The organism is Paracoccus hibiscisoli (genome assembly GCF_005048265.1).
GTDB classification, from domain to species: domain Bacteria; phylum Pseudomonadota; class Alphaproteobacteria; order Rhodobacterales; family Rhodobacteraceae; genus Paracoccus; species Paracoccus hibiscisoli.
Window position 1 is genome coordinate 36,038 of record NZ_SUNH01000001.1, and the last position, 21,364, is coordinate 57,401.

Here is a 21,364-nt window from a genome sequence, read left to right on the forward strand (position 1 = left end):
TCGAATCAGAGTGTTACGGTTTCAGCTTTACACAAGATATTGTGGACGGGCTTGAAGGACCGCCTATGATGTGGGGTTATCCCCAGATCTAGCAGCGCGCGTTTATGCGCGGGCGTGGGGTAACCGGCGTTCACATCCCAGCCATATCCGGGGTGCTGTTGCGCCAAATCCACCATGATGCGGTCACGCAACACCTTGGCGATGATGGAGGCCGCGGCGATCGACAGGCAGACCGCGTCGCCCTTGACCACGGCCTGCGCGGGCAGGGTCAGGTCGCGGGGCAGCATGTTGCCGTCGATCAGCACATGGCAGGGCGTCCGGCGCAGGCCCGCCAGCGCGCGGCACATGGCGACGTGGCTGGCGCGCAGGATGTTCAGGGCGTCGATTTCGGGCGGGTCGACATGGGCGACGGACCAGTCGCAGGTGGCCATGATCCGGGCTGCCAGCGCCTCGCGCCGGGCGGCGGTCAGGGCCTTGCTGTCGTTCAGGCCGGGGGGGATGGCCGTGGGGTCCAGGATCACCGCCGCCGCCGTCACGGGTCCGGCCAGCGGGCCGCGACCGACCTCGTCCACGCCCGCGATCAGGCGCGCGCCGAGGTCGATGGCGGCCTGTTCGTGGCTGTAATCGGGGGTCATGGGACGATCCGTACCGAGGGGATGGTGATTTCCTGCAGGTTGATGCCCGCGCCTTCGCGGTCCACGACCAGGAAATCGGCGGCGCGGTCCAGGGGCGTCAGCACGCCGTGCCAGACATTCGCGTTCAGGTTCACGCCGGTCCCGGCGGGCACCAGAAAGGCGCGCAGGGGGCCGGGCTGTCCGTCCCGGTCCGGGGCCACGACGGACAGCCAGGGGTCGGCGCCCAGGGGCATGAAGGCCTGCGAGCCCAGGGGATGACGCTCCAGCAGGGTGCAGTCATAGGGCAGGCTGACGGGGTCGCTGCGGAAGATGCTGATGATCGCCTCTCCGCCGCCGCGTTCGACGGTGGCCAGGGCGTGGTGACGCTCGCAGCGGCCCGCATTGATCATGCGGTCGGGCGTGGCGCGGGGGGTCAGCACCTGGCCGAAGGGGGCGAAGGCTGCGGCGGTCAGGGGTTCGATGCGGATCTGGGTCATGGCCCGGCTTTTAGCGCAGCGCCGCCAGCCCGTCGAGGATCAGCCGGTGCAGCGCCCTGCGCGCGGCGGGGTCGCGCAGATTGGCGGCCTCACGGCGGGCGGCGCGGGACATGGCCTGGCATTCGGCCGGATGGGCGCGGGCCCAGGCCAGCTTGTCGCGCAGGTCGGTCAGGTGCCGGGCAACAGGGATGTAATGGACCCAAGGCCGGAAGCGGCCGGAATAGAACACCTGCCAGCCGTCCTCCTCGGCCAGAAGGACGCCGTTATGGTCCAGCCCCGAGATGAAGTTCGAACCGTGGTCATAGCCGGTCATGCACAGCTGATAGCGATAGGCGCGAAAGTCGCGCGGCCCCATGCGCGGGCGGCAATAGGGCGCGATCAGCGGGTCATCGGCGAAATGGCGGAAGGCATGGGCCAGCACGATGCCTGCGTCGATGTCGGGGTCGTCCTGATGCGCGCGCAGGAAGGCCATGCGGTTGGTGCGGCACAGCCCCGCCCATGCGGCGTCGCGGTCGGCGGGGGTGGCGGCCTCGGCCAGGCGGGCCAGCCAGACATGGCTGGCGGCGCCGGGCTTGACGCCGTCGCGCATTTCGGAGCCGGAGATCATGCCGCGCCAGACCAGGCGGTCGTGTTTCTCCTCCCACGGGATGTCGTCGGGCGGCGCCGCCGGGTCGAAGCCCGGCAGGCCCACCGCGTGCTGGTCGGGCAGCGGCCACAGGACCGCGTTCACCGCGCCCGCGCGGCGGTTGTGGCACAGGACCGGGCGGACCAGCGCGTCGCCCTGGGGGCTGCCGAACCAGCGGCTGTCCTCCATGTCGATCCAGACCGGGTCGCGGCGGTCCAGGGCCAGGATGTCGTTGATGACACCCTCGGCCCGGATCAGCTTGAAGGGGCGGCCCTCGCGGGTCAGGGCCATCGCGCGGCCGCCGGGGGGCGTCACCAGGGTCATCTGGCGCGGCGCGCCCTTGGCGTCGGTCACCGCGCCCCGCCCCGCCAGCGTGCCGTCCCAATGGCAGGCAAAGCCCGACAGGCCGTCAGGCCCGCCCGCCGCATCGGGGTCCAGACCCGCCAGGCAAAAGCGCGCGACATCGGCGGCCCAATCCTCGGGCGCGGTCGGGGTGTCGGGCAGATCGGCCAGCGCCCCCAGCCCAGCCATCGGGTCGGGCAGCGGCCAGCGCCTGCGCGGCAGGACCGGCAGGGCCAGGTCGGGCGCCAACCGGGCGGCCAGATCGGCGGGGGTGGTGGCGGACAGGTCCAGCGTGATCAACCGCGGATCGCCTGCGAACAGCGCCCGCATCGCGGCCAGGTGGTCCTCCAGATCGGCCTGCCAGCGGGGCGGCAGGGCGGCGGCGGGGTGCCCGCCCGCAGCCCGCGCGGGCGTTGCCGCGCGCCACAGCGCCCAGGCATCGGGCGGCGGCACGGTCAGCAGAAAGCGCGCCTCGGGCAGACGCTCGCGCAGGAAGGCGGCGCAGCGCCAGGCCTCCAGCGGGGGGCGCCAATGGGGCTTGTGGCGATAGAGGCCCGCGACCAGCCGCGCCTTGGGCCAGTCGCGCAGGGGGCGCGTGCCCTGCCCCATCGCATAGAGGATGTCGGCGGCCAGGCGCCCGCCCTCGTGACAGGCGACGGCGTGACCATTGGCGCGAAACAGCGCCGCCAGCGCGTCATCGGCGGGGCTCTCGGGGCCGATATGGATCAGCGGGCCTGCCGTCACGCAAGCGCCCGGCGCGGCAGCAGGATCGTCAGAAGCCCCAGCACCGGCAGCACCGAGCAGAGCAGGAACACCGACCGGATGCCCTGCGCATCGGCCAGCACCCCAAGCGCCGCCGCCGAGATGCCGCCCATGCCGAAGGAAAAGCCGAAGAACAGCCCCGCGATCATGCCGGTGCGCCCCGGCACCAGCTCTTGTGCAAAGACCACGATGGCGGGAAAGGCCGAGGCCAGGATCACCCCGATGGCCACCGCCAGCACGCCCGTCGGCACCAGCCCCACATGCGGCAGCGCCAGCGTCAGCGGCAGCACGCCCAGGATCGACACCCAGATCACCGTCAGCGGCCCGACCCGGTCGCCGATCACCCCGCCCAGCATCACCCCGGCGGCCATGCCCAGCAGGAACAGGAACAGCATGATCTGCGCGCCCTGGGTGGTCAGGCCGAACTTGTCGATGGTGAAGAAGGTGAAATAGCTGCTGATCGACGCGGTATAGATGTTCTTGGTAAAGACCAGCACCGCCAGCACCGCGATGGCGCGGATCACCACCGCGCGCGGCAGGCGCAGGGTCCGGTCGGGGGTGGCGGCCGAGGCGCGGCGGCGATCCTCGGCCCAGCTGCCCACGCGCCACAGGATCGCCACGCCCAGGGCGGCGGCCACCGCGAACCAGGCCACCGCCGGACGCCCAAGCGGCACCACGATGAACGCTGCCAGCAGCGGCCCCATCGCCTGCCCGCCATTGCCGCCCAGCTGGAACAGCGACTGCGCCGTGCCGAACCGCCCCCCCGAGGCCAGCCGCGCCACGCGCGAGCTTTCCGGATGGAACACCGCCGAGCCGATGCCGATCAGCATCGCCCCCGCCAAGAGCCAGCCATAGCTGTCCGCCAGCCCCAGCATCAGCACGCCGGTCAGCGTCGACATCATCCCGAAGGGCAGAGAGCGGGGCTGGGGATGGCGGTCGGTCGCCATGCCGATCAGCGGCTGCAAGAGCGACGCGGTGACCTGAAAGGCCAGCGTCATCACCCCGATCTGAGTATAGGACAGCGAGAATTCGACCTGCAGCAGCGGATAGATCGCGGCCAGCATCGACTGCATCACGTCATTGACCATGTGGCACAGGCTGATCGCCATCAGCACGCCCCAGGAGGTCAGCCGGGCCGCACCTGCCGCCGGTGCCACGGTCGCCGCGGGGAAAATCTGGGGACGCATCGGATACCGCCTTGAGTATTGCACAGCATGCACTTACCAGAGATCCCATAAAAGAAAAGCACCCCAAGGGGGCGCGCACCGGCCCCTCCAGAGCCGGAGCGAGCGGTTTTTGACGCCCTAGCCGTTAGGATAGCTATCTTTTTTGCGCACATCATTTATTAATACGGAGATGGTTCCCGTAAAAAGTGCGTCAAGATGAATAATATTTCACCGGCCCCTGCCCTGTCCTTCCGCTCCTCCGGAGCAGACGAGGGACGGCGGCGGCTGAACACCTGGCAGGCGATCCGCGCCGATGTGCTAGCGCGCATCCGGTCGGGCGAATGGGCGCCCGGCGCCCTGATCCCCACCGAACAGGCCCTGTCGGTCGAGATGGGCTGCGCCCGCGCCACCGTGAACCGCGCGCTGCGCGAGCTGGCCGACAGCGGCATCATCCAGCGCCGCCGCAAGGTCGGCACGCGGGTGTCGGCCACCACATCGCGGCGCACGGTGCTGTCGCTGCCGGTGATCCGGGACGAGGTCGAGGCCTTGGGCGCGCGCTATGGCTATCAGATGACGGATTGGGTCAGCTGCCTGCCCAGTGCGGCGGCGATGCGCGCGCTGCAGGTGGATGGCGCGCAGATGCTGGTGCTGATCAAGTCGCGCTATCTGGCCGATGACCGTCCGCATTGCTGCGAGGCGATCTGGCTGAACCCGCAGGCCCTGGACCTGCCCGACCTGCGGGATTTTCACGACGAGCCGCCGCAGGAATGGCTGGCCCGCACCCTGCCTGTCACGCAGAGCCGGTTCTCGATCCTGGCCGAGGGGGCGACGGGGTCCTGTGCGGTCAATCTGGGCATCACCCCCGGCACCCCCGTCATGGTGATCGAGCGGGTGAACACGCTTGGCGGGCTGCCGGTGTCCTTTACCCGGCAGTTCTATCCGCCGATGCACCGCCTGGTACTGGGCGAATAGGCCGTCAGCCGGCCGGGTCCTTCAGCAGATCGGCGAAATGCTGGGTCAGGCGGTGCTTCAGCACCTTGCCCGTGGCGGCCGCGGGCAGCGGGCCGGTCAGGATGATCCGCGTGGGCCGCTTATAGGCCGACAGCCGTTCGGCGGCATGCTGCGCCAGCGCCTGCGCGGTCACAGCATCCGGCGCGACCAGCTGGCAGAAGGCCAGGATATCCTCGTCCCCGCCGTCGCGTGGGCATCCGATTACGGCGGTCTGCAGGACCGCGGGGTGGTCGTTCAGCGCGGCCTCGACCTCGGGGGGATAGACGTTGAAGCCGCCGCGAATGATCAGCTCCTTGCAGCGGCCGACGATGTGCAGGCGCCCCTGCGCGTCGATGCGGCCCAGATCGCCGGTGCGCATCCAGCCATCCCGCAGCACCTGCGCCGTGGCCGCGTCATTGCGGAAATAGCCGCGCATGATGTGAGGGCCGCGGGTCAGGACCTCTCCGGTGCCGGGTTCGCGGCCGACCGTCTCGTCCAGGGCGATGTCCACGCCGGGCAGCGGGTGACCGGCCGAGGGGTCGGGATCGCCGATGGCGTTGTTCGTGACGGTGACGCCCGCCGTGGTTTCGGTCATGCCATAGCCGTTCTGCAGCGCGATGCCATAAAAGGCCTCGGCCCGGCGCTTCCAGTCGGGGTCCAGGGGCGCCGCGCCGCTGCTGACATAGCGCAAAGGTCGGGCCAGGCGGTCCAGGCCCTGGCCGCGCGCCTCGGCCATGATGGCGGCGTGCATCTGGGGGACGGCGGGCAGGACGGTCACGTCCGATTGCAAGGCGGCCAGCGTCTGTGCGGCGGAAAAGCGCGGCTCCAGCCGGATATGCGCGCCCGTGGCCAGCCCCGCGGCGAGCATCGAGGTCAGCCCGAACACATGCGTCAGCGGCAGCACGCCCCAGATCACGTCATCCGCCTGCATCCCCCGCAACCGGGCCGAGCTTTCGCCGCCAAAAATCAGGTTGCCATGGGTCAGCATCACCCCCTTGGGCGTGCCCGTGGTGCCGGTGGTATAGAGGATCACCGCCGTCATCGCGTCCTGCGGCTCGACCTGTTCGGGCGCGACATCGAAGGGGCCCGCGACCTGCAGCGCGGCGCCAGCCAGGGTGATGGTGGGCGCATCGCCCGCGTGCAGGCGGGCCGGGTCGCTGACATCGGACAGAAAGACCGTCAGGCGCGGTTCGGTATGGGCGGTGATCTTGGCCAGCTCGGGCGCGGTCATGCGCGCGTTCACCGGGACCAGCACCGCGTCCATGCGGCTGGCCGCCAGCAGCAGAACCGGCACGGGGGCCGCGTTCTCGGCCACCACCAGCAGCCGGTCGCCGGGACGCAGGCCCATCGCCGCCAGGTCCCCCTGCGCGCGGCGGACCAGATCGTCCAGCGCAGCATAGGTCAGGCTGCGTCCCGACCCGTCGGTCAGGGCGGGACGGTCGGGATGGGCCGCGCGGGCGGCGTCGAACAGCTGGTGGATCCGGGTCATGAGTCCTCGCGTAGGCGGCGGAAATCGGGGGGGCGCTTGGCCAGAAAGGCGGTGATGCCCTCGGCCGCCTCGCGCGAGGCCAGCGCCGTGGCCATCGCGTCGCGTTCGGCGGTCAGCTGCGCCTCCAGCAGGGCGGCGCGGGCGCCGGTCAGCAGATGCTTGATCGCGGCCTGTGCCTCGGCGGGGCCTGCGGCCAGGTGGTCGGCCAGGGCCATGGCGGCCATGATCGCCTCTCCGGGGTCGGTCAGCTCATGGATCAGGCCCAGGGCGTGCAGCCGTTCGGCGCCCACGGGCTGGCCGGTCAGAGCCATGGACGCGGCCATCTGCGGCGGCAGGCAGGCGGTCAGCGCCGCCGTCAGCCCGCCATCGGGCACCAGCCCGGCATTCACATAGGCCGCCGTAAAGCGCGCGTCGCGGGCCGAGACGATCATGTCGCAGGCCAGGGCCAGCGACAGGCCCGCGCCGGCGGCACCCCCCTCGACCACGGCGATGACCGGGCGGGGGCAGGCCACGACCGCGCGGATCAGGTCGTTCAGCGCGTCGATGCGGGCGCGGCGCTGATCCTCGGGCATCTGCTGGGCCTTGATCAGCATGGTCAGATCGCCGCCCGCGCAGAAGAAATCGCCCTCGCCCATGATCAGCACGGCGCCGATGCGGGGGTTGTCGGTGGCCAGCTCCAGCGCGTGGTGCAGGCCCTTGTAGAAATCGGGCGTCAGCGCGTTGCGGCGGGCGGCGTTGCGGTTTTCCACGACCAGGCGGTCGCCCAGGTCGCTGATTTCGCAATGCGGATTGGTGAGGTCGGTCATGGGGCGGCCCTTGTCTTGCGGAAGACGCCGGTCGCGGTCGCGATCAGCGTGCCGTCCTCATGCCGCAAGGCGCCCTCGATGAACAGGGTCGCGCGCCCGCCGCCGGTGACGCGGCCGGTGGCGGTGACGCGCCCCGGATGGCCTGGCGCCAGATAGTTCACCGTCAGCGCCAGCGTGGTGAAGGGATGCCGGCCCGTGGCATCGACCGTCAGGCTACCGGTGGCGCCCATCGCGCTGTCCAGAAGGGTCGCGGCCAGCCCGCCATGCAGGATGCCCTGCCGGTTCAGGTGGCGGTCGTCCAGATCCAGCCAGCAGACCGCCCCCGCCCTGTCGCCCACGTCCAGGACATAGCCGATCAGGGACTGGGTGCCGGTTTCCCCGTGGATCAGGGTCATGCGAAGGCGGGCTCGCCGCGCGCGAACCGCTCCAGGTGGAAATCCGCGTCGCCCATCGCGGTGTCGGCGGCCAGCAGGCGGCGGATCATGCCGCCAAGCGCATATTCCTCGGTCATGCCGATGCCGCCATGCAGCTGAACCGATTCCTCGGCGACCAGTCGTGCGGTGCGGCCCACGGTGACCTTGCAGGCCTGCAGGTGGCGGTCGCGCAGCGCCGGTTCCGCGTCCAGATGCGCCGCCAGGTTGGTCACGGCAGAGCGCGCCTGCTCGACCTCGACCGCCAGATCGGCGGCGCGATGGGCCAGTGCCTGGAATGCGATCAACGGCTGGCCGAACTGCTTGCGCTGTTTCAGATAGTCCAGCGTCAGGTCCACCGCCGCCGTGATGCCGCCCAGGGCATAGGCCGCATGGGCCAGCACCCCCCGCGCCAGCGCGCCGTCGAAATCGGACAGCGCCCCAAGGCGGGTGGCGGGCGTGGCCTCCAGGATCAGGTCCGCGCCGCGCTGATCGTCCAGCAGCGGATAGGGCCGGATGGTCAGGCCAGCCGCGTCCGAGGCCACTGCCCATAGCGCATCGGCGGTGGTGACGAGGATGGTGTCCGCGGCCTCGGCCCCCGCCACCATCGTCTTGCGCCCGGTCAGGCAGTCGCCATCGGCGGCAATCGCCACGCCGCGATCATAGCGGGTGCCCGGCTCGGCATCGGCAAAGGCCAGCGCCGCGCCCTCATCGGCGGGCCGACCGGCGGCGGACAGGGCGGCGGCGGCGATCATCGCGCCGATCAGCGGCAGGGACGCCCCGGCGCGGCCCAGTTCCTCAAAGACCAGCGCCACGGCGGCGCCCGATCCGTCGAACCCGCCCTCGGCCTCGGTCAGCAGGGCCTGGGGCACGCCCAGTTCGGTCAGGGCCGGCATCAGGTCGTCGCCGGCATGGCGGCCCAGCACGCCGCGCAGGCTGTCCTGCAGCATGCGCAGATCGTCGGAAAGCTGAAAGTTCATGGGCTTATCCTTTCGCCAGCGCGCCAGAGATGATGCTGCGCTGGATCTCGTTCGAGCCGCCATAGATCGACAGCTTGCGGTTGTTCAGCCAGGTGGCAGAGGCGGCCAGCGCGCCGTCCGCGCCGTCCGGGCCTTCATTGCCCTCCAGCGTCAGGGCCATCGCCTGGCCGCCATAGGCGCGGCGCGTCAGGGCATCCAGGCGCTGGCGGATCTGGGTTCCCTTGATTTTCAGCATGCTGCTCTCGATGCCGGGGGCCTGGCCTTGGGCGGCCGCCGACAGCATGCGCAGGTTGGTGGTGGACATGGCCATCAGCTCGATCTCGACGCCCGCCATCTCGGCGGCGAACAGCGGGTCGTCGGACAGCGGCTGGCCGCGATGGCGCTGCGATTTCGCGACGCGTTTGAGGTTGTCCAGCGCGGCGGTGGCAAAGCCCACGCCCGCGATGTTGGTGCGCTCATGCGTCAGCAGGTATTTCGCATAGGTCCAGCCGTCGTTTTCGGTGCCCACCAGATTGGCGACCGGCACGCGGACATTGTCGAACCAGACCTCGTTCACCTCGGCCGTGCCGTCCAGCAGCACGATGGGGCGCACGGTGACGCCCGGCGTGGTCATGTCGATCAGCAGAAAGCTGATGCCTTCCTGTTTCTTGCCGGTGGCATTGGTGCGCACCAGGCAGAAGATCATGTTGGCGTGCTGACCAAGCGTGGTCCAGGTCTTTTGCCCGTTGACGACATAGTGGTCGCCATCGCGCTTGGCCTCGCAGCGCAGGCCCGCCAGATCGGACCCGGCGCCGGGTTCGGAATAGCCCTGGCACCACCAGTCGTCACCGTTCAGGATGCGCGGCAGCCAATAGTCCTGCTGTTCCTTCCACCCGAATTTCTGCAGGACCGGTCCCAGCATGGCGATGCCGAAGGGCACGATGCGCGGCGCGTGCGCGCGGGCCGATTCCTCCTCGAAAATGTGGCGCTGGATGGCGGTCCAGCCCGCGCCGCCGAATTCCTTGGGCCAGTTCCCGGCCAGCCAGCCGCGCGATTGCAGCTTGGCGTGCCAGCCCTCCATCTCGGCCTTGGTCAGGTCGTGATGCAGGCGCACCTTGCGCGCCAGCGCCGGATCCAGCTCGGCCTTGAGAAAGGCGCGGATATCGTCGCGGAACGCGATCTCGTCAGCGGTAAAGCTCATGTCCATCAGAAGATCTCCAGAAGTCCGGCGGCACCTTGGCCGCCCCCCACACACATGGTGACGACGCCCCATTTGGCACCCCGCCTGCGACCTTCACGCAGCAGATGGCCCGCCGTGCGCGCGCCCGTCATGCCGAAGGGGTGCCCGATCGAGATCGCGCCGCCATTGACGTTGTATTTCGCCGGATCGATGCCAAGCGTGTCGCGGCAATACAGACACTGGCTGGCGAAGGCCTCGTTCAGCTCCCACAGGTCGATATCGTCCACCGACAGCCCGTGGCGCTCCAGCAGGCGCGGCACGGCAAAGACCGGGCCGATGCCCATCTCGTCGGGCGCGCAGCCCGCGACAGCAAAGCCGCGAAAGGCGCCAAGCGGCTCCAGGTTCAGCGATGCGGCAAGACCCGCCTCCATCACCAGCAGCGCCGCAGCGCCATCGGACAGTTGGGACGCGTTGCCCGCGGTCACGAACTGGTCTGCTCCGCGCACCGGCTCCAGCTTCGCCAGCGCCTCCCGCGTGGTGCCGGGGCGGTTGCCCTCGTCGGCGGTGATGGTCACGTCGCGGTCGCGGGTTTCGCCGGTTGCCTTGTCGGTGACGGACATGGTGACGGACATCGGAATGATCTCGTCGTCGAAGACCCCGGCGGCCTGGGCGGCGGCGGTGCGGGCCTGGGATTCGACGGCATAGGCGTCCTGCGCCGCGCGGCTGACGCCGTAGCGGGCGGCCACGATGTCGGCGGTCTGGATCATGGTCATGTAGAGGTCGGGGCGCATCGCCTCGATCCAGGCCTCGCGCGAATGGCGAACCGGAGGTTGCACCATGGAAATGCTCTCCACCCCGCCGACCAGCACGGCGCGCGCGCCCTCATGGGCGACCATCTGCGCGCCCTGCGCCAGCGCCTGCAGGCCCGATGCGCAGAAGCGGTTGACCGTGGCGCCGGCGATGCTGTCGGGCAGGCCCGCGCGGATCACCGCCTGGCGGGCGATGTTGCCGCCCGTGACGTATTCCGGATAGCCGCAGCCCCAGAGGCTGTCCTCGATCAGGGCGGGGTCGATGCCCGCGCGTTCGACCACGGCGCGGGCCACGGCCCCGGCCAGCACGGCCCCGTGGGTCTGGTTGAAGACGCCGCGTTTCGCGCGACCGATGGCGGTGCGGGCGGTGGACACGATGACGGGGTGTTTCATGACTGCGGTTCCTTGTTCAGGTCGGCAAACCGGCGGCCGGTGGCCACCAGATCGACCAGCAGCGGCGCAGGCCGCCAGAAATGGTCATCCGTTTCGGCAAAGTGGCGGATGTCGGCCAGGATGCGGTCCAGGCCATGGGCGTCGGCCCAATGCATCGGCCCGCCGCGCCAGCGCGGAAAGCCATAGCCGTTCAGCATCACCACATCGACATCCAGCGGCCGGGCGGCGGTGCCGTCGGCCACCACGCGGGCGGCCTCGTTCACCAGGGCGGCCATGGTGCGGGCCACGATCTCGGCGTCCGTGAAATCGCGGGGCGTCAGGCCCAGTTCGGCGCGCACGGCCACCAGCAGCGCGGGCAGATCGGGGTTCGGCACCGGGGGCTTGGCGGCGTAATCGTAATAGCCGCGCCCGGATTTGCGGCCCAGATGGCCCTGTTCGTACAGGCGGTCGGCAAAGACCGGCACGCGGTCGCGCGGATGGCGGTCGGCGGCCTTGCGCTGACGGGTCATGTAACCGATGTCCAGCCCGGCCAGATCGGTCACCGCATAGGGGCCCATCGCGAAACCGAAATCGGTCAGCGCGCGGTCCACCGCGATCGGATCGGCCCCGTCCAGCACCATCGCATCCACCGCCGCGCGGTAATGCGACAGGATGCGGTTGCCGATGAAGCCGTCGCAGACGCCCGCCCGCACCGCGATCTTGCCCAGACGTTTCGCCAGCGCGAATCCGGTGGCCACGGCGCGGGGGCTGGTCCGGTCGGCCACGACGACCTCCAGCAGGCGCATCACATGCGCCGGAGAGAAGAAATGCAGCCCCAGCACGTCGCCCGGCCGCGCGGTCGCATCCGCTATGGCGTTCACGTCCAGGTAGGAGGTGTTGGTCGCCAGCACCGCGCCCGGTTTCGCGACCCGGTCCAGTTCGGCAAAGACCTGATGCTTGACGTCCATGGATTCGAACACCGCCTCGATCAGCAGATCGGCCTTGGACAGGGCGGCGTAATCGGTGTCGGTGCGGAAAGCGCCCGACAGGATCGTGTCGCGCCGGTCGGCGGCCAGCTTGCCGCGCGCGACGGCTCCGTCCAGCAGGCCCGCCACGGTGCCGCGCGCCTTGCTCGCGGCGGCATCGTCGCGTTCGATCAGCGTGACGTCCAGCCCGGCCAGCAGGCAGGCGGTGGCGATGCCCGCGCCCATCAGCCCGCCGCCGACGATGCCCACGCCGTCCAGCGGCGCGGCCTGGGCCTGGCGCAGTTGCGGCAGGTGGCCGACCGCGCGTTCAGAGAAGAACGCGTGGATCAGGGCGGCGCGCTGCGGGCTGTCCATCAGCGCCAGAAAGCCCGCGCGTTCCACCGCCATGCCCTGGTCGAAGGGCAGCGCCAACCCTTCGGTCACCACATCGACGGCGATGGTCTGGGCGATCTGACCGGGCAGCTTGCGCGCCAGCGTGGCCTTGAGCGCATCGGTGGCGGCGGGGTCCGCGTCGGGCGCGGGCAGATCGCCCGTGCGGCGCGGCGGCTGGCCCGCCAGGGTCTCGGCCAGGGCGATGGCGTCGGCGGTCAGGTCGCCCGTGGCCAGCGCGTCGATCAGCCCCAGCTCCAGCGCCTGCGCGGCGGGGATCTGGCGGGCGCTGGTGATGATGTCCAGCGCGGCGGCCAGCCCGGTCAGGCGCGGCAGGCGCTGCGTGCCGCCCGCGCCGGGCAAGAGGCCCAGGGTCACCTCGGGCAGGCCCATGCGGGCGGAGGGGGCGCTGATGCGGGCGTGGCAGCCCAAAGCCAGCTCCAGCCCGCCGCCCAGGGCGGTGCCGTGGATGGCGGCGACGACGGGTTTCTCCAGCGCTTCGATGGCGGTGATCACGTCGGGCAGGAAGGGCGCCTGCGGCGGCTTGCCGAATTCCGAGATGTCGGCCCCCGCCACCCAGGTGCGGCCCGCGCAGAAGATGACGGCGGCCTGCGCCCGGTCGTCGGCGGCAAAGGCCTGGGCGGCCTCCATCAGGCCGGCGCGCACGGCCTGGCCGGTGGCGTTCACCGGCGGGTTGTCGATGGTGATCAGGCCGATGCGGCCCTGGCGTGCATAGGTGACGGGCATGGGAAACCTCTCAGTCGTTCGGGCTACCGGACCAGGCGGGGATGCCGTCGGTGCCGACCAGCCGCTGCAGGCGGGCCACGGTGTCGCGCAGCATCGGGCCGACCTGGGCCTGGATGCGGTCGGCGGGCAGCACATCGTCCAGCGCGCCGCAGGAAAAGGCCACCGGCCCCGCCAGCCGCGCCGAGCGGAACGGCACCGACACCGCCGAGATGTTGGTGGAATAGCGCAGCCCCTGCGGCACCACCGCAAAGCCCTGCGCGATCAGCTGGTTGCGGGCCTGCATGCGCAGATCGGCCAGGGGCGTGCCGTCCAGCGGCGCCTCCGGCCCTTCGGCCAGCAGCGCGGCGAATTCGTCCCGCGTCGAGGCCCCCAGCAGCGCCAGCCCCGAGGATGAGCTGCCGATGGGCAAGCGGTGCCCGACCTCCAGCCAGATCGAGGCCGCGCGCTGTGGCCGCCAGGTGCGCATCAGGGCGACCTTGTCCCGGTCGCGCACGGCGAACAGGACCAGCGTACCGGTCTGGTCGGCCAGCGCCTGCATCATGTCCTGCGCGGGGTCCAGAAAGGCCAGCGACGCCGCCGCGACATGGCCCATCGCCAGCAGCGTCGGGCCGGGCCGATAGCGGTCGTTGCGCTGCGGCTGCGTCAGATAGCCCAGGCAGCCCAGGGTGAAGGTCAGCCGCGACACGGTCGATTTCGGCAGGCCGGTGCGTTCCGCGATCTGGGCATTGGTCAGGCCGTCATCGCCCGCCCGGAACGCGCGCAGCACGGACAGGCCCCGCGCCAGGGTGGTGGCAAAGTTGCGGTCATCCTCATAGTCGGGGCGCAGGTCGTCGGTTTGCAGATCCGGGGTCATCACATCGACCCCGGGATCAGCAGCGAGATGATCGGGAACAGGATCAGCAGCACCAGGACCAGCACGTCGATCACCAGGAACCGGCTGACGCCCGCAAAGATCTTGTCGATGCCCACGTTCTTGGTCACGTTGCTGACCACGAAGACGTTCAGGCCCACGGGGGGCGTGATCAGCCCGATCTCCAGCAGCTTGACCACGATGACGCCGAACCAGATCAGGTTCAGGCCATAGCCCTCGACCAGCGGCACCATAAAGGGCAGCGTCAGGACCATGATCCCGATCGGGTCCAGGAACATGCCCAGCACGATATAGATCACCACCACGACCAGCATCAGCATGGCAAAGGACAGCTGTGCATCCGACACCATGCCCACGACCGCGCCCGCCATGCCCGTCAGCGCGACGAAGCTGACAAAGATCTTGGCCGCCCCCGCGATCAGGAAGATCGCCGCCGTCTGGACCAGGCTTTCGCGGATCGCGCGCCACAGGATCTCCAGCGTCAGGCGGCGTTGGGCGAAACCGATCAGCGTGGTCAGCACGACGCTGACGGCGGCGGCCTCGGTCGCGGTGAAGATGCCGCCATAGATGCCGCCGACGATGACGACGAACAGCATCAGCGCGGGCCAGGCGGCGATGGCCGCGTCCATGCGGCTGGCGGTGCCCGCCTCGCCCGCAGGGGCCGCCTTGGGGTCGCGGGCGACCCACCAGGCGATGACCAGCAGCATCCCCGCCAGGGACAGCAAGCCCGGGAGAATGCCCGCCAGGAACAGCTGCGCGATCGAGGTCTCGGTGAAGATGCCATAGAGGATGAACAGGACCGAGGGCGGGATCAGCGACCCCAGGGTGCCGCCCACCGCCACCGATGACGTGGCCAGGCGCGGATCGTATCCCATGCGCAGCATCTCGGGGACGCAGATACGGCCCATGGTCGAGGCGCAGGCGATGGACGACCCCGAAATGGCCGAGAACCCGCCGCAGCCCAGCACCGATGCCATCGCCACGCCGCCCGGCAGCTGCCGCAGCCAGACCGCAGCGGCGTCATAGATGCGCGTGGTGATGCCCGCATAGAAGGCGATGTTGCCCAAGGCCACGAACAGCGGCACCATCGACAGGTCATAAGAATGCACCAGGTCGAAGAAGTTCGAGAACACGACCGAGCTGGTCGGGTTCAGCGCCCGGTCCGGCGTCCAGCCGCCGGTGCGGGTCGCATAGACCAGAAAGGTGCCCACGCTGGCCACGCCCGCCAGCGCGAAGGCGATGGGCACGCGCATCGCCAACAGCACCAGAACCGCCACCATGGCGACAAGGCCGATCGTCATCGGGTCCATCAGTTCACCTCGTTTCCGTCGGCATCGTGCAGGATGTCGCCGCGCCGCAATTGCGCCACGTCGCCCACCAGCAGGATCGCCAGCCGCACCCACATCAGCGCCAGCCCGATCAGGAACAGCGCGATGCCCGGCCAGCGGGGCAGGTTCAGGTCGCCATAATAGAATTCGCCCGACCGCCAGGCCTGACCGGTGACGCGCCAGGACGCGTAGATCAGCGGGATCAGCGCCAGCAGGCCGATGACATGGCCCAGGACGATCAGCCGCGACCGCATGCGCACCGGCATGCGGTCGGACAGGAAGGTGACGGCGACGTGGCTGCGTGCCGCCGTCGCCGCCGCCATGGGCAGGATGATGGCCGCGACCATCAGTTCACGCACCAGGATGATCGCGTCGGGCACGCTGGACCCCAGCACCGCGCGCATCACGACATTGGCGAAGATCACCACGCCAAGCGCGATCAGCGCCAGCACGGAAAGGTCCAGCAGCGTCCGCTCGATCAGGCGCATGGGTCAGCCACGCTCCCAGGGATAGCCTTCGGCCTCCAGCTCGGCCGAATATTGCGCGATGAGGGCGCGGTATTCCTCCAGCAGGGCGGGGCCGTCCAGACCGGCGGCGGTCGCACGGGCCGACCAGTCGTCCAGATAGGGCTGGGCGGCCTCGGTCAGGCGGGCGCGGTCGTCGTCGGAAAAGCGCACGATCTCTTTGCCGGCATCCTCCAGCATGGCGATCGATTCGGCATTGGCCTCGCCGATGATGCGGCCGAATTCGTCGGCCAGACCCTCGCCCGCGGTCATGATGACCTGCTGCTGTTCGGGGGTCAGGTCGTCATAGAGGGCCTTGTTCATCACGATGCCCAGGGCGCCGACCTGGCCCCAGTCGATGAAGGTGTAGCTGTCGAAGACCTCGTCGAACTTGAGCGCCGCGACCAGATAGGAATAGGTCTGGGTGCAGTCGATCAGCCCGTTCTCCAGGCCCTGATAGGCCTCGTAGACGGTCATGTCGACCAGCGTGGCGCCCAGGTCGCGGAAGGTCTGGCCATAGGCGCCGACGCCGCGGACCTTCTTGCCCGCCAGCTGATCGACCGAGGTGACCGCCGGTCCCTTGCAGCCCATCTGAACGGCGGACGTTGTGTAGGTCCCCACATAGACCAGGCCCTGATTGGCCAGGTTCTGGGTGATCTGTTCGTTATTGCGCATCAGCGCGTCGGTGGCCTTCATGCCGACCCAGGGGTCGGGATTGTCCAGCGGCAGGTCGGCGATGCCGTAAGCCACCAGATCCTGCGGGAAATAGACGCCGATGACGCTGCCCAGATCGGCCACGCCGTCGCGCAGCGACTGCACCGCGGCGCGTTCGGAAAACAGCGCACCCCCCCAGGTGATGTCCAGGCGCAGATCGCCGCCCGACTGTTCGGCGACCTGATCGGCGAACCATTGCGTGGCCTCGGCGCGGGCGCCGCGGTTGGGGCCCGGCTCTCCGTAGATCAGCACGGTTTCGGCAAGGGTGGGGGCGGCGAAAGCTGCGGTCAGGCCGACAGCCATCAGCGCCGTCCGATACGACGGTGTGGTCATGGTGAAACTCCTCCCTGTTCCACTTTGCAGGCTGCCATTCCACTATGCGGAACGCAAGCCGGAATTGACCGAAACGTGACCGCCACGCTATCTGGCGGTTTTCCGCCCAATGCCGGATGTTGCCCCCTCACGATCGGAGCTTCCCATGACGCCCCACCCTGTCCGCCCGCTGATTGCCGCCCTGTGGCTGACCTTTGGCATGGCCCTGCCCGCCACGGCCCAGACCCCCAACGTCCCCTTCACCGCCGCCCAGATCGAGGCGGCGCAATATGACGGCGGCCCGCTGCCCGCCGGGCGTTCGGCGCTGACCGCCAAGGTGCAGCTGCTGCTGGACCGGTCGGGCACCTCTCCGGGCGTCATCGACGGCTTCAAGGGCGGCATGAGCCAGAGCGCGATCAAGGCCTTTGAGCGGCGCACCGGCCTGCCCCAGGACGGGATCATGGACCCGCATGTCTGGAACCTGCTGCAATCCTTTGCCGAGCGTCCGGTCACCCAAAGCTATACCATCACCGAGGCCGATGCCGCCGGGCTGGCCGCGTCGATCCCGACCGATTACGCCGAAAAGGCGCTGATGCCCGCCATGGCCCATACCAGCGTGGCCGAGCGTCTGGGCGAGCGCTTCCACATGGACGAACGCTTCATCGAGTTCCTGAACCCCGGCGTGGCGCTGGTTCCGGGGGCCACGATCCAGGTGATGGCCCCGAACCCGCCGCTGCGCGGTCAGGTCACGCGCATCATCATCGATAAGGACAACCGCCGCGTCGCCGGATACAACGCGCGCGGCCAGATGATGGTGGATTACCCCGCCACCATCGGCAGCAGCGCCACCCCCTCGCCCGAGGGGGTGCACAATGTGCGCACGGTCGCGATCAACCCCAACTATACCTACAACCCCGACGTGAATTTCCGGCAGGAGGGCAACGACCGCAAGCTGGTGATCCCGCCGGGGCCGAACGGGCCGGTGGGCACGGTCTGGATCGGCCTGACCAAGCCGACCTACGGCATTCACGGCACGCCGACGCCGTCGCAGCTGTTCTCGAACCAGTCGATGGGCTGCGTGCGCCTGACCAACTGGGATGCAGAGGAGCTGGCCGGCATGGTCGCCATCGGCGGCACCACGGTCGAGTTTCTGGATGCGGGGGTGACCATCGCCGACGTGACCGGCAGCGGCACCGCCGTCAGCCCCCCCGTGGCCGACATCGCCCTGCCGCAGGACGGCACGCCCGCCCCCGCAACGCCCGAGCCCAGCCAGCCGCTGGCCCTGCCCGAGGCCGCCACCGCAGACATGCCCGCGCCCGCCGCCGACCCGGCGGCCTCCGCGCCCGCCGCCGACCCGGCGATCCCCTCGGCCGATCCGCTGAGCGATGCGCTGACCGATGCCCTGCCCGACGGGTTCGTCGTCCCCGCACCCGAGGCCGCCCAGCCATGACACGGGCCCTGGCGCTGGCGCTGATCCTGTCGGCACTGGCCCATCCGGCCGCGGCGCAGGAGCGTCCGCCGGAACGCCCCGCCCCGGAGGAACCCTTGGAGGCGCCCGAATCGGAGGGGGGTGACATGGACGGGGCGCAGGCCGAGGACGCCCCGGAGCCCGCGACGCCCGGCACCGACGCCGCCGCGCAGGAGCCCTTTGGCCCGCCACCGCCGCCGGTCTGGTTCACGCTGGCCGAATCGGATGCGCAATTCGATGCCTGCCGCCTGGCGCTGTCGGTGATGGGCGCGCGGTTCCGCCCGGTGGCGCCGGTCACCGACCCCGAGATGCGCGATTGCGGCATCGCCCGCCCGCTGCAGCTGGAGGCGATCCTGCCCGGCATCGCCCTGACCGGCGCGCCGGTGATGCGCTGTGACACGGCGCTGTCGCTGGCGCTGTGGACGCGCGATTTCCTGCAGCCCGCCACCGCGCTGCTGCCCGATGCGCCGCAGTTGACCGGGCTGCAGACCGGCCCCGCCTATTCCTGCCGCGACCGCGTGGGCACCGGCGAGGCCGAGCCGAAACCGTCCGAGCACGGCTATGGCAATGCGATCGACGTGATGGGGTTCCTGTTCGACCAGGGCGATCCGGCGCCGATTTTGCCACGCCAGGGCGATGGGAATACGGCCGAAAGCTTCCAGAAGGCCGCGCAGGGCACCGCCTGCCTGCTGTTCACCACGGTTCTGGGGCCGGGGTCGAATGCGGCGCATGACGACCACCTGCACCTGGACATCGCCGCGCGCAATGGCGGCTGGCGGCTGTGCGAATAGGGCTCAGCGGCTGTGACGTTCCATGTCCAGATAGGTGGGGTCGAACCGGGCAAGCATCGCCAGGCCCTTCCAGTCCAGAATCGTGACATCCGCCCCCGACCAGCGCAGCAGCCCCCGGTCGCGCAGATCGCGCACCGCGCGGTTCACGTGGATCGGCGAATAGCCCAGGATATCGGCCAGCTCGCGCTGCAGCAGCGGCAGGGCGAACTGATGGTTCGCCGCAGCACCCACCGCGTTCAGGCGCGTGTAGACCTCGCAGAGCAGATGGGCCAGATGCGCGCTGGAGCGCAGCGAGGCCGCCGCCACCAGCCATTGCCGATGCACCGCCGCGTCGATCAGCGTCGCCATCCACAGCAGGCGCGTCAGGTGGGGAAAATTCTCGGTGATCTCGATCAGCTCGTCATGGTCGACGAACTCGACCTCGGCATGGCCCACGGCCACGACGGAATGCTCCAGCCCGGCCAGCACGAAGCCGTGCAGATCGACGAAATCGCCCGGCACATGCAGCGCGGTGATGACCCGTTCGTCCGGCCGTCCGACCAGCTGATGAGACCGCGCCGACATGCCACGCAGCATCATGCAGCTGCGCTTGGCCAGACGGTCGACGGGGACGATCACCTCTCCGGGGGCAAAGCTGACATGCTGGGTCCGCAGGGCGCGCAGACGCGCCAGATCCCGTTCCGGCAGGCTGTCACGACGTTGAAGGAAGCGGATAAAATACTCTGTGATCGCCATTCCGCCCTCCTTTCCAAAATTTGCCGGACACTTGCAAATCGCGATTCGGGGTGCAATGCCCGCCCGTCGCGTTCTAACATTGATCAATCGCCTAACGTCGCTGCGCCGCGCAAGGTTTCGCCTTGCGTGAAATGGACCGACTTACAGGCGGGCCCGCGGCAGGCGCAATGCCGCCTCCAGCGCGGCAAAGCTGTCGGGAATGCCCGGACAGCGGCGGGTGACGAATTCGTCCAGCTGCGGGAACAGGCGCACGGCCTCGTCCAGCTTGGGGTCCGAACCGGGCGCATAGAGGCCCGCGCGGATCATCAGTTCTGATTCGGCATAGGCGCCCAGGGCCGCGCGGGCCCGTGCGATGGCCACGTTCTCGACCGCGCTGGCGGCATCGGGCAAGGACCGCGAGACCGAGCGGACCACATCCACCGCCGGAAAGCGCCCGCGTTCCGCGATGGTGCGGTCCAGCACCACATGCCCGTCCAGCGTGCCGCGCAGGATGTCGGCCACCGGCTCCTCCATGTCGGAACCCGCGACCAGCACACTGAAGATGCCGGTGATGTCGCCCGTGCCCTCGGGGCCCGGCCCCGCGCGTTCCGCCAGCCCCATGATCAGGTTCGACACCGACGGCGGAAAGCCGCGATAGCTGGCCGGTTCGCCCGCCGCCAGGGCGATCTCGCGATGCGCCTCGGCAAAGCGGGTGATCGAATCAGCCAGGAACAGCACGTGGCGGCCCTCGTCGCGGAAATGCTCGGCCACGGCCATCGCGGCCCAGGCACAGCGCCTGCGGATCAAAGGAGAGCGGTCCGAGGTCGCCGCCACGATCACGGTGCGGGCCATGCCCTCGGGGCCCATGGTCTTTTCGACGAATTCGCGCAGCTCGCGGCCGCGTTCGCCGATCATGGCGATGACCACCACATCGGCCTGCACCCCCCGCGCCATCTGCGACAGCAGCGTGGACTTGCCCACCCCCGACCCGGCGAACAGACCGATTCGCTGCCCCGCGACCAGCGGCAGCAGCGTGTCAAAGACCGCCAACCCCGTAGCCAGCCGCGCGCCAAGGCGTTTGCGGGTGACGGCGGGCGGGGCCTCGGCGCGAAAGTTGCGCTCGACCAGGCCCTGCGGCAGGGGGCGGCCGTCCAGCGGCTGACCCAGGGGGTCGATGATGCGCCCGATCCAGGCGTCGCAGGGCGCGATTCGCGGCGCGAAGGCCAGCTGAACCTCGGCGCCGACCGACAGGCCCTCGATCGCGCCTTCGGGCAGGATCTGGGCGGCGCGGGGGGACAGGCCCACGACCTCGCCGCCCAGATCGGCCTGCGGCAGGGCGATTCGCACCCGGTCGCCCACCGAGGCACGCCCGTTCAGCCCCTCGACCGCGATCAGGCCGGCGCGGATCGACTGGACGCGTCCGTAATGGTGCGCCAGCCGCAGCTGCGACAGGCGGCGGGCGATCGATTCAAGTTTATCCATCAGGGCGTCCTCACCGGGGCTGCAATTTCGGGTCCTTGAAACGGTTTCTAAACCAATT

General features: G+C 69.8%; 20 protein-coding genes. 3 read left to right on the forward strand and 17 right to left on the reverse strand.

What is annotated here, in order from left to right:
- Positions 1–5 precede the first annotated feature (5 nt).
- Genes FA740_RS00200 through FA740_RS00215 form a run of 4 tightly spaced genes read right to left on the reverse strand, consistent with a single transcriptional unit; the run spans position 6 to position 4,027 of the window.
- A complete protein-coding gene (locus FA740_RS00200; RefSeq protein ID WP_136854757.1) occupies positions 6–635 on the reverse strand; it encodes a ribonuclease HII in 630 nt (209 codons plus the stop codon).
- Positions 632–1,111: an ureidoglycolate lyase gene (locus FA740_RS00205; protein ID WP_136854758.1), complete on the reverse strand. Its 480-nt coding sequence runs from the start codon at positions 1,109–1,111 to the stop codon at positions 632–634. Before FA740_RS00205 ends, FA740_RS00200 begins: the two co-directional genes overlap by 4 nt.
- Before the next feature lie 10 nt (positions 1,112–1,121).
- Positions 1,122–2,822, reverse strand: a complete 1,701-nt coding sequence (locus tag FA740_RS00210) for a glycosyl transferase family 90 (RefSeq protein WP_136854759.1) — start codon at positions 2,820–2,822, stop codon at positions 1,122–1,124.
- Positions 2,819–4,027, reverse strand: coding sequence for an MFS transporter (locus FA740_RS00215; RefSeq protein ID WP_136854760.1), 1,209 nt, complete (start codon positions 4,025–4,027; stop codon positions 2,819–2,821). The genes FA740_RS00210 and FA740_RS00215 overlap by 4 nt, the downstream gene beginning before the upstream one ends.
- A 195-nt stretch (positions 4,028–4,222) precedes the next feature.
- Here FA740_RS00215 and FA740_RS00220 point away from each other — a divergent pair, with 195 nt between their 5' ends.
- On the forward strand, positions 4,223–4,978 hold the full coding sequence (locus tag FA740_RS00220; protein ID WP_136854761.1) for a GntR family transcriptional regulator: 756 nt from the start codon (positions 4,223–4,225) through the stop codon (positions 4,976–4,978).
- Positions 4,979–4,982: 4 nt separating this feature from the next.
- Here FA740_RS00220 and FA740_RS00225 read toward each other — a convergent pair whose 3' ends face one another.
- From FA740_RS00225 to FA740_RS00275, 11 genes are read right to left on the reverse strand one after another with little or no spacing between them, the layout of a single operon-like run.
- A complete protein-coding gene (locus FA740_RS00225) occupies positions 4,983–6,485 on the reverse strand; it encodes a class I adenylate-forming enzyme family protein (protein WP_136854762.1) in 1,503 nt (500 codons plus the stop codon).
- Complete coding sequence (locus tag FA740_RS00230) at positions 6,482–7,291, reverse strand: oxepin-CoA hydrolase, alternative type (RefSeq protein WP_136854763.1); 810 nt, start codon at positions 7,289–7,291, stop codon at positions 6,482–6,484. Before FA740_RS00230 ends, FA740_RS00225 begins: the two co-directional genes overlap by 4 nt.
- On the reverse strand, positions 7,288–7,686 hold the full coding sequence (locus tag FA740_RS00235) for a PaaI family thioesterase (RefSeq protein WP_136854764.1): 399 nt from the start codon (positions 7,684–7,686) through the stop codon (positions 7,288–7,290). The genes FA740_RS00230 and FA740_RS00235 overlap by 4 nt, the downstream gene beginning before the upstream one ends.
- A complete protein-coding gene (locus tag FA740_RS00240) occupies positions 7,683–8,681 on the reverse strand; it encodes an acyl-CoA dehydrogenase family protein (protein WP_169306179.1) in 999 nt (332 codons plus the stop codon). The genes FA740_RS00235 and FA740_RS00240 overlap by 4 nt, the downstream gene beginning before the upstream one ends.
- A gap of 4 nt (positions 8,682–8,685) precedes the next feature.
- Entirely contained in the window at positions 8,686–9,867 is a 1,182-nt protein-coding gene (locus tag FA740_RS00245) for an acyl-CoA dehydrogenase family protein (protein ID WP_136854766.1), read from the reverse strand.
- Positions 9,867–11,042, reverse strand: coding sequence for an acetyl-CoA C-acyltransferase (locus tag FA740_RS00250; RefSeq protein ID WP_136854767.1), 1,176 nt, complete (start codon positions 11,040–11,042; stop codon positions 9,867–9,869). Before FA740_RS00250 ends, FA740_RS00245 begins: the two co-directional genes overlap by 1 nt.
- Positions 11,039–13,123, reverse strand: coding sequence for an FAD-dependent oxidoreductase (locus FA740_RS00255; RefSeq protein WP_136854768.1), 2,085 nt, complete (start codon positions 13,121–13,123; stop codon positions 11,039–11,041). Before FA740_RS00255 ends, FA740_RS00250 begins: the two co-directional genes overlap by 4 nt.
- 10 nt (positions 13,124–13,133) lie before the next feature.
- Entirely contained in the window at positions 13,134–13,976 is an 843-nt protein-coding gene (locus tag FA740_RS20300; protein ID WP_136854769.1) for an IclR family transcriptional regulator, read from the reverse strand.
- On the reverse strand, positions 13,976–15,304 hold the full coding sequence (locus FA740_RS00265; RefSeq protein WP_136854770.1) for a TRAP transporter large permease: 1,329 nt from the start codon (positions 15,302–15,304) through the stop codon (positions 13,976–13,978). The genes FA740_RS20300 and FA740_RS00265 overlap by 1 nt, the downstream gene beginning before the upstream one ends.
- Entirely contained in the window at positions 15,304–15,810 is a 507-nt protein-coding gene (locus FA740_RS00270; RefSeq protein ID WP_136854771.1) for a TRAP transporter small permease, read from the reverse strand. Before FA740_RS00270 ends, FA740_RS00265 begins: the two co-directional genes overlap by 1 nt.
- A gap of 3 nt (positions 15,811–15,813) precedes the next feature.
- Complete coding sequence (locus FA740_RS00275; RefSeq protein ID WP_246053353.1) at positions 15,814–16,872, reverse strand: C4-dicarboxylate TRAP transporter substrate-binding protein; 1,059 nt, start codon at positions 16,870–16,872, stop codon at positions 15,814–15,816.
- A 145-nt stretch (positions 16,873–17,017) separates the two neighbouring features.
- Here FA740_RS00275 and FA740_RS00280 point away from each other — a divergent pair, with 145 nt between their 5' ends.
- Both FA740_RS00280 and FA740_RS00285 read left to right on the forward strand, forming a co-directional pair.
- Positions 17,018–18,301 (forward strand): L,D-transpeptidase family protein, encoded by a 1,284-nt coding sequence (locus FA740_RS00280; protein WP_136854772.1) that lies wholly within the window; start codon positions 17,018–17,020, stop codon positions 18,299–18,301.
- Entirely contained in the window at positions 18,298–19,110 is an 813-nt protein-coding gene (locus tag FA740_RS00285; protein WP_136854773.1) for an extensin-like domain-containing protein, read from the forward strand. The genes FA740_RS00280 and FA740_RS00285 overlap by 4 nt, the downstream gene beginning before the upstream one ends.
- 3 nt (positions 19,111–19,113) lie before the next feature.
- Here FA740_RS00285 and FA740_RS00290 read toward each other — a convergent pair whose 3' ends face one another.
- Both FA740_RS00290 and FA740_RS00295 read right to left on the reverse strand, forming a co-directional pair.
- Positions 19,114–19,845 carry a Crp/Fnr family transcriptional regulator gene (locus tag FA740_RS00290; protein ID WP_136854774.1) on the reverse strand — a complete coding sequence of 244 codons (732 nt, stop codon included), beginning with the start codon at positions 19,843–19,845 and terminating at the stop codon, positions 19,114–19,116.
- Between the two features lie 141 nt (positions 19,846–19,986).
- Positions 19,987–21,309, reverse strand: a complete 1,323-nt coding sequence (locus tag FA740_RS00295; protein ID WP_409777663.1) for a FliI/YscN family ATPase — start codon at positions 21,307–21,309, stop codon at positions 19,987–19,989.
- Positions 21,310–21,364 lie beyond the last annotated feature (55 nt).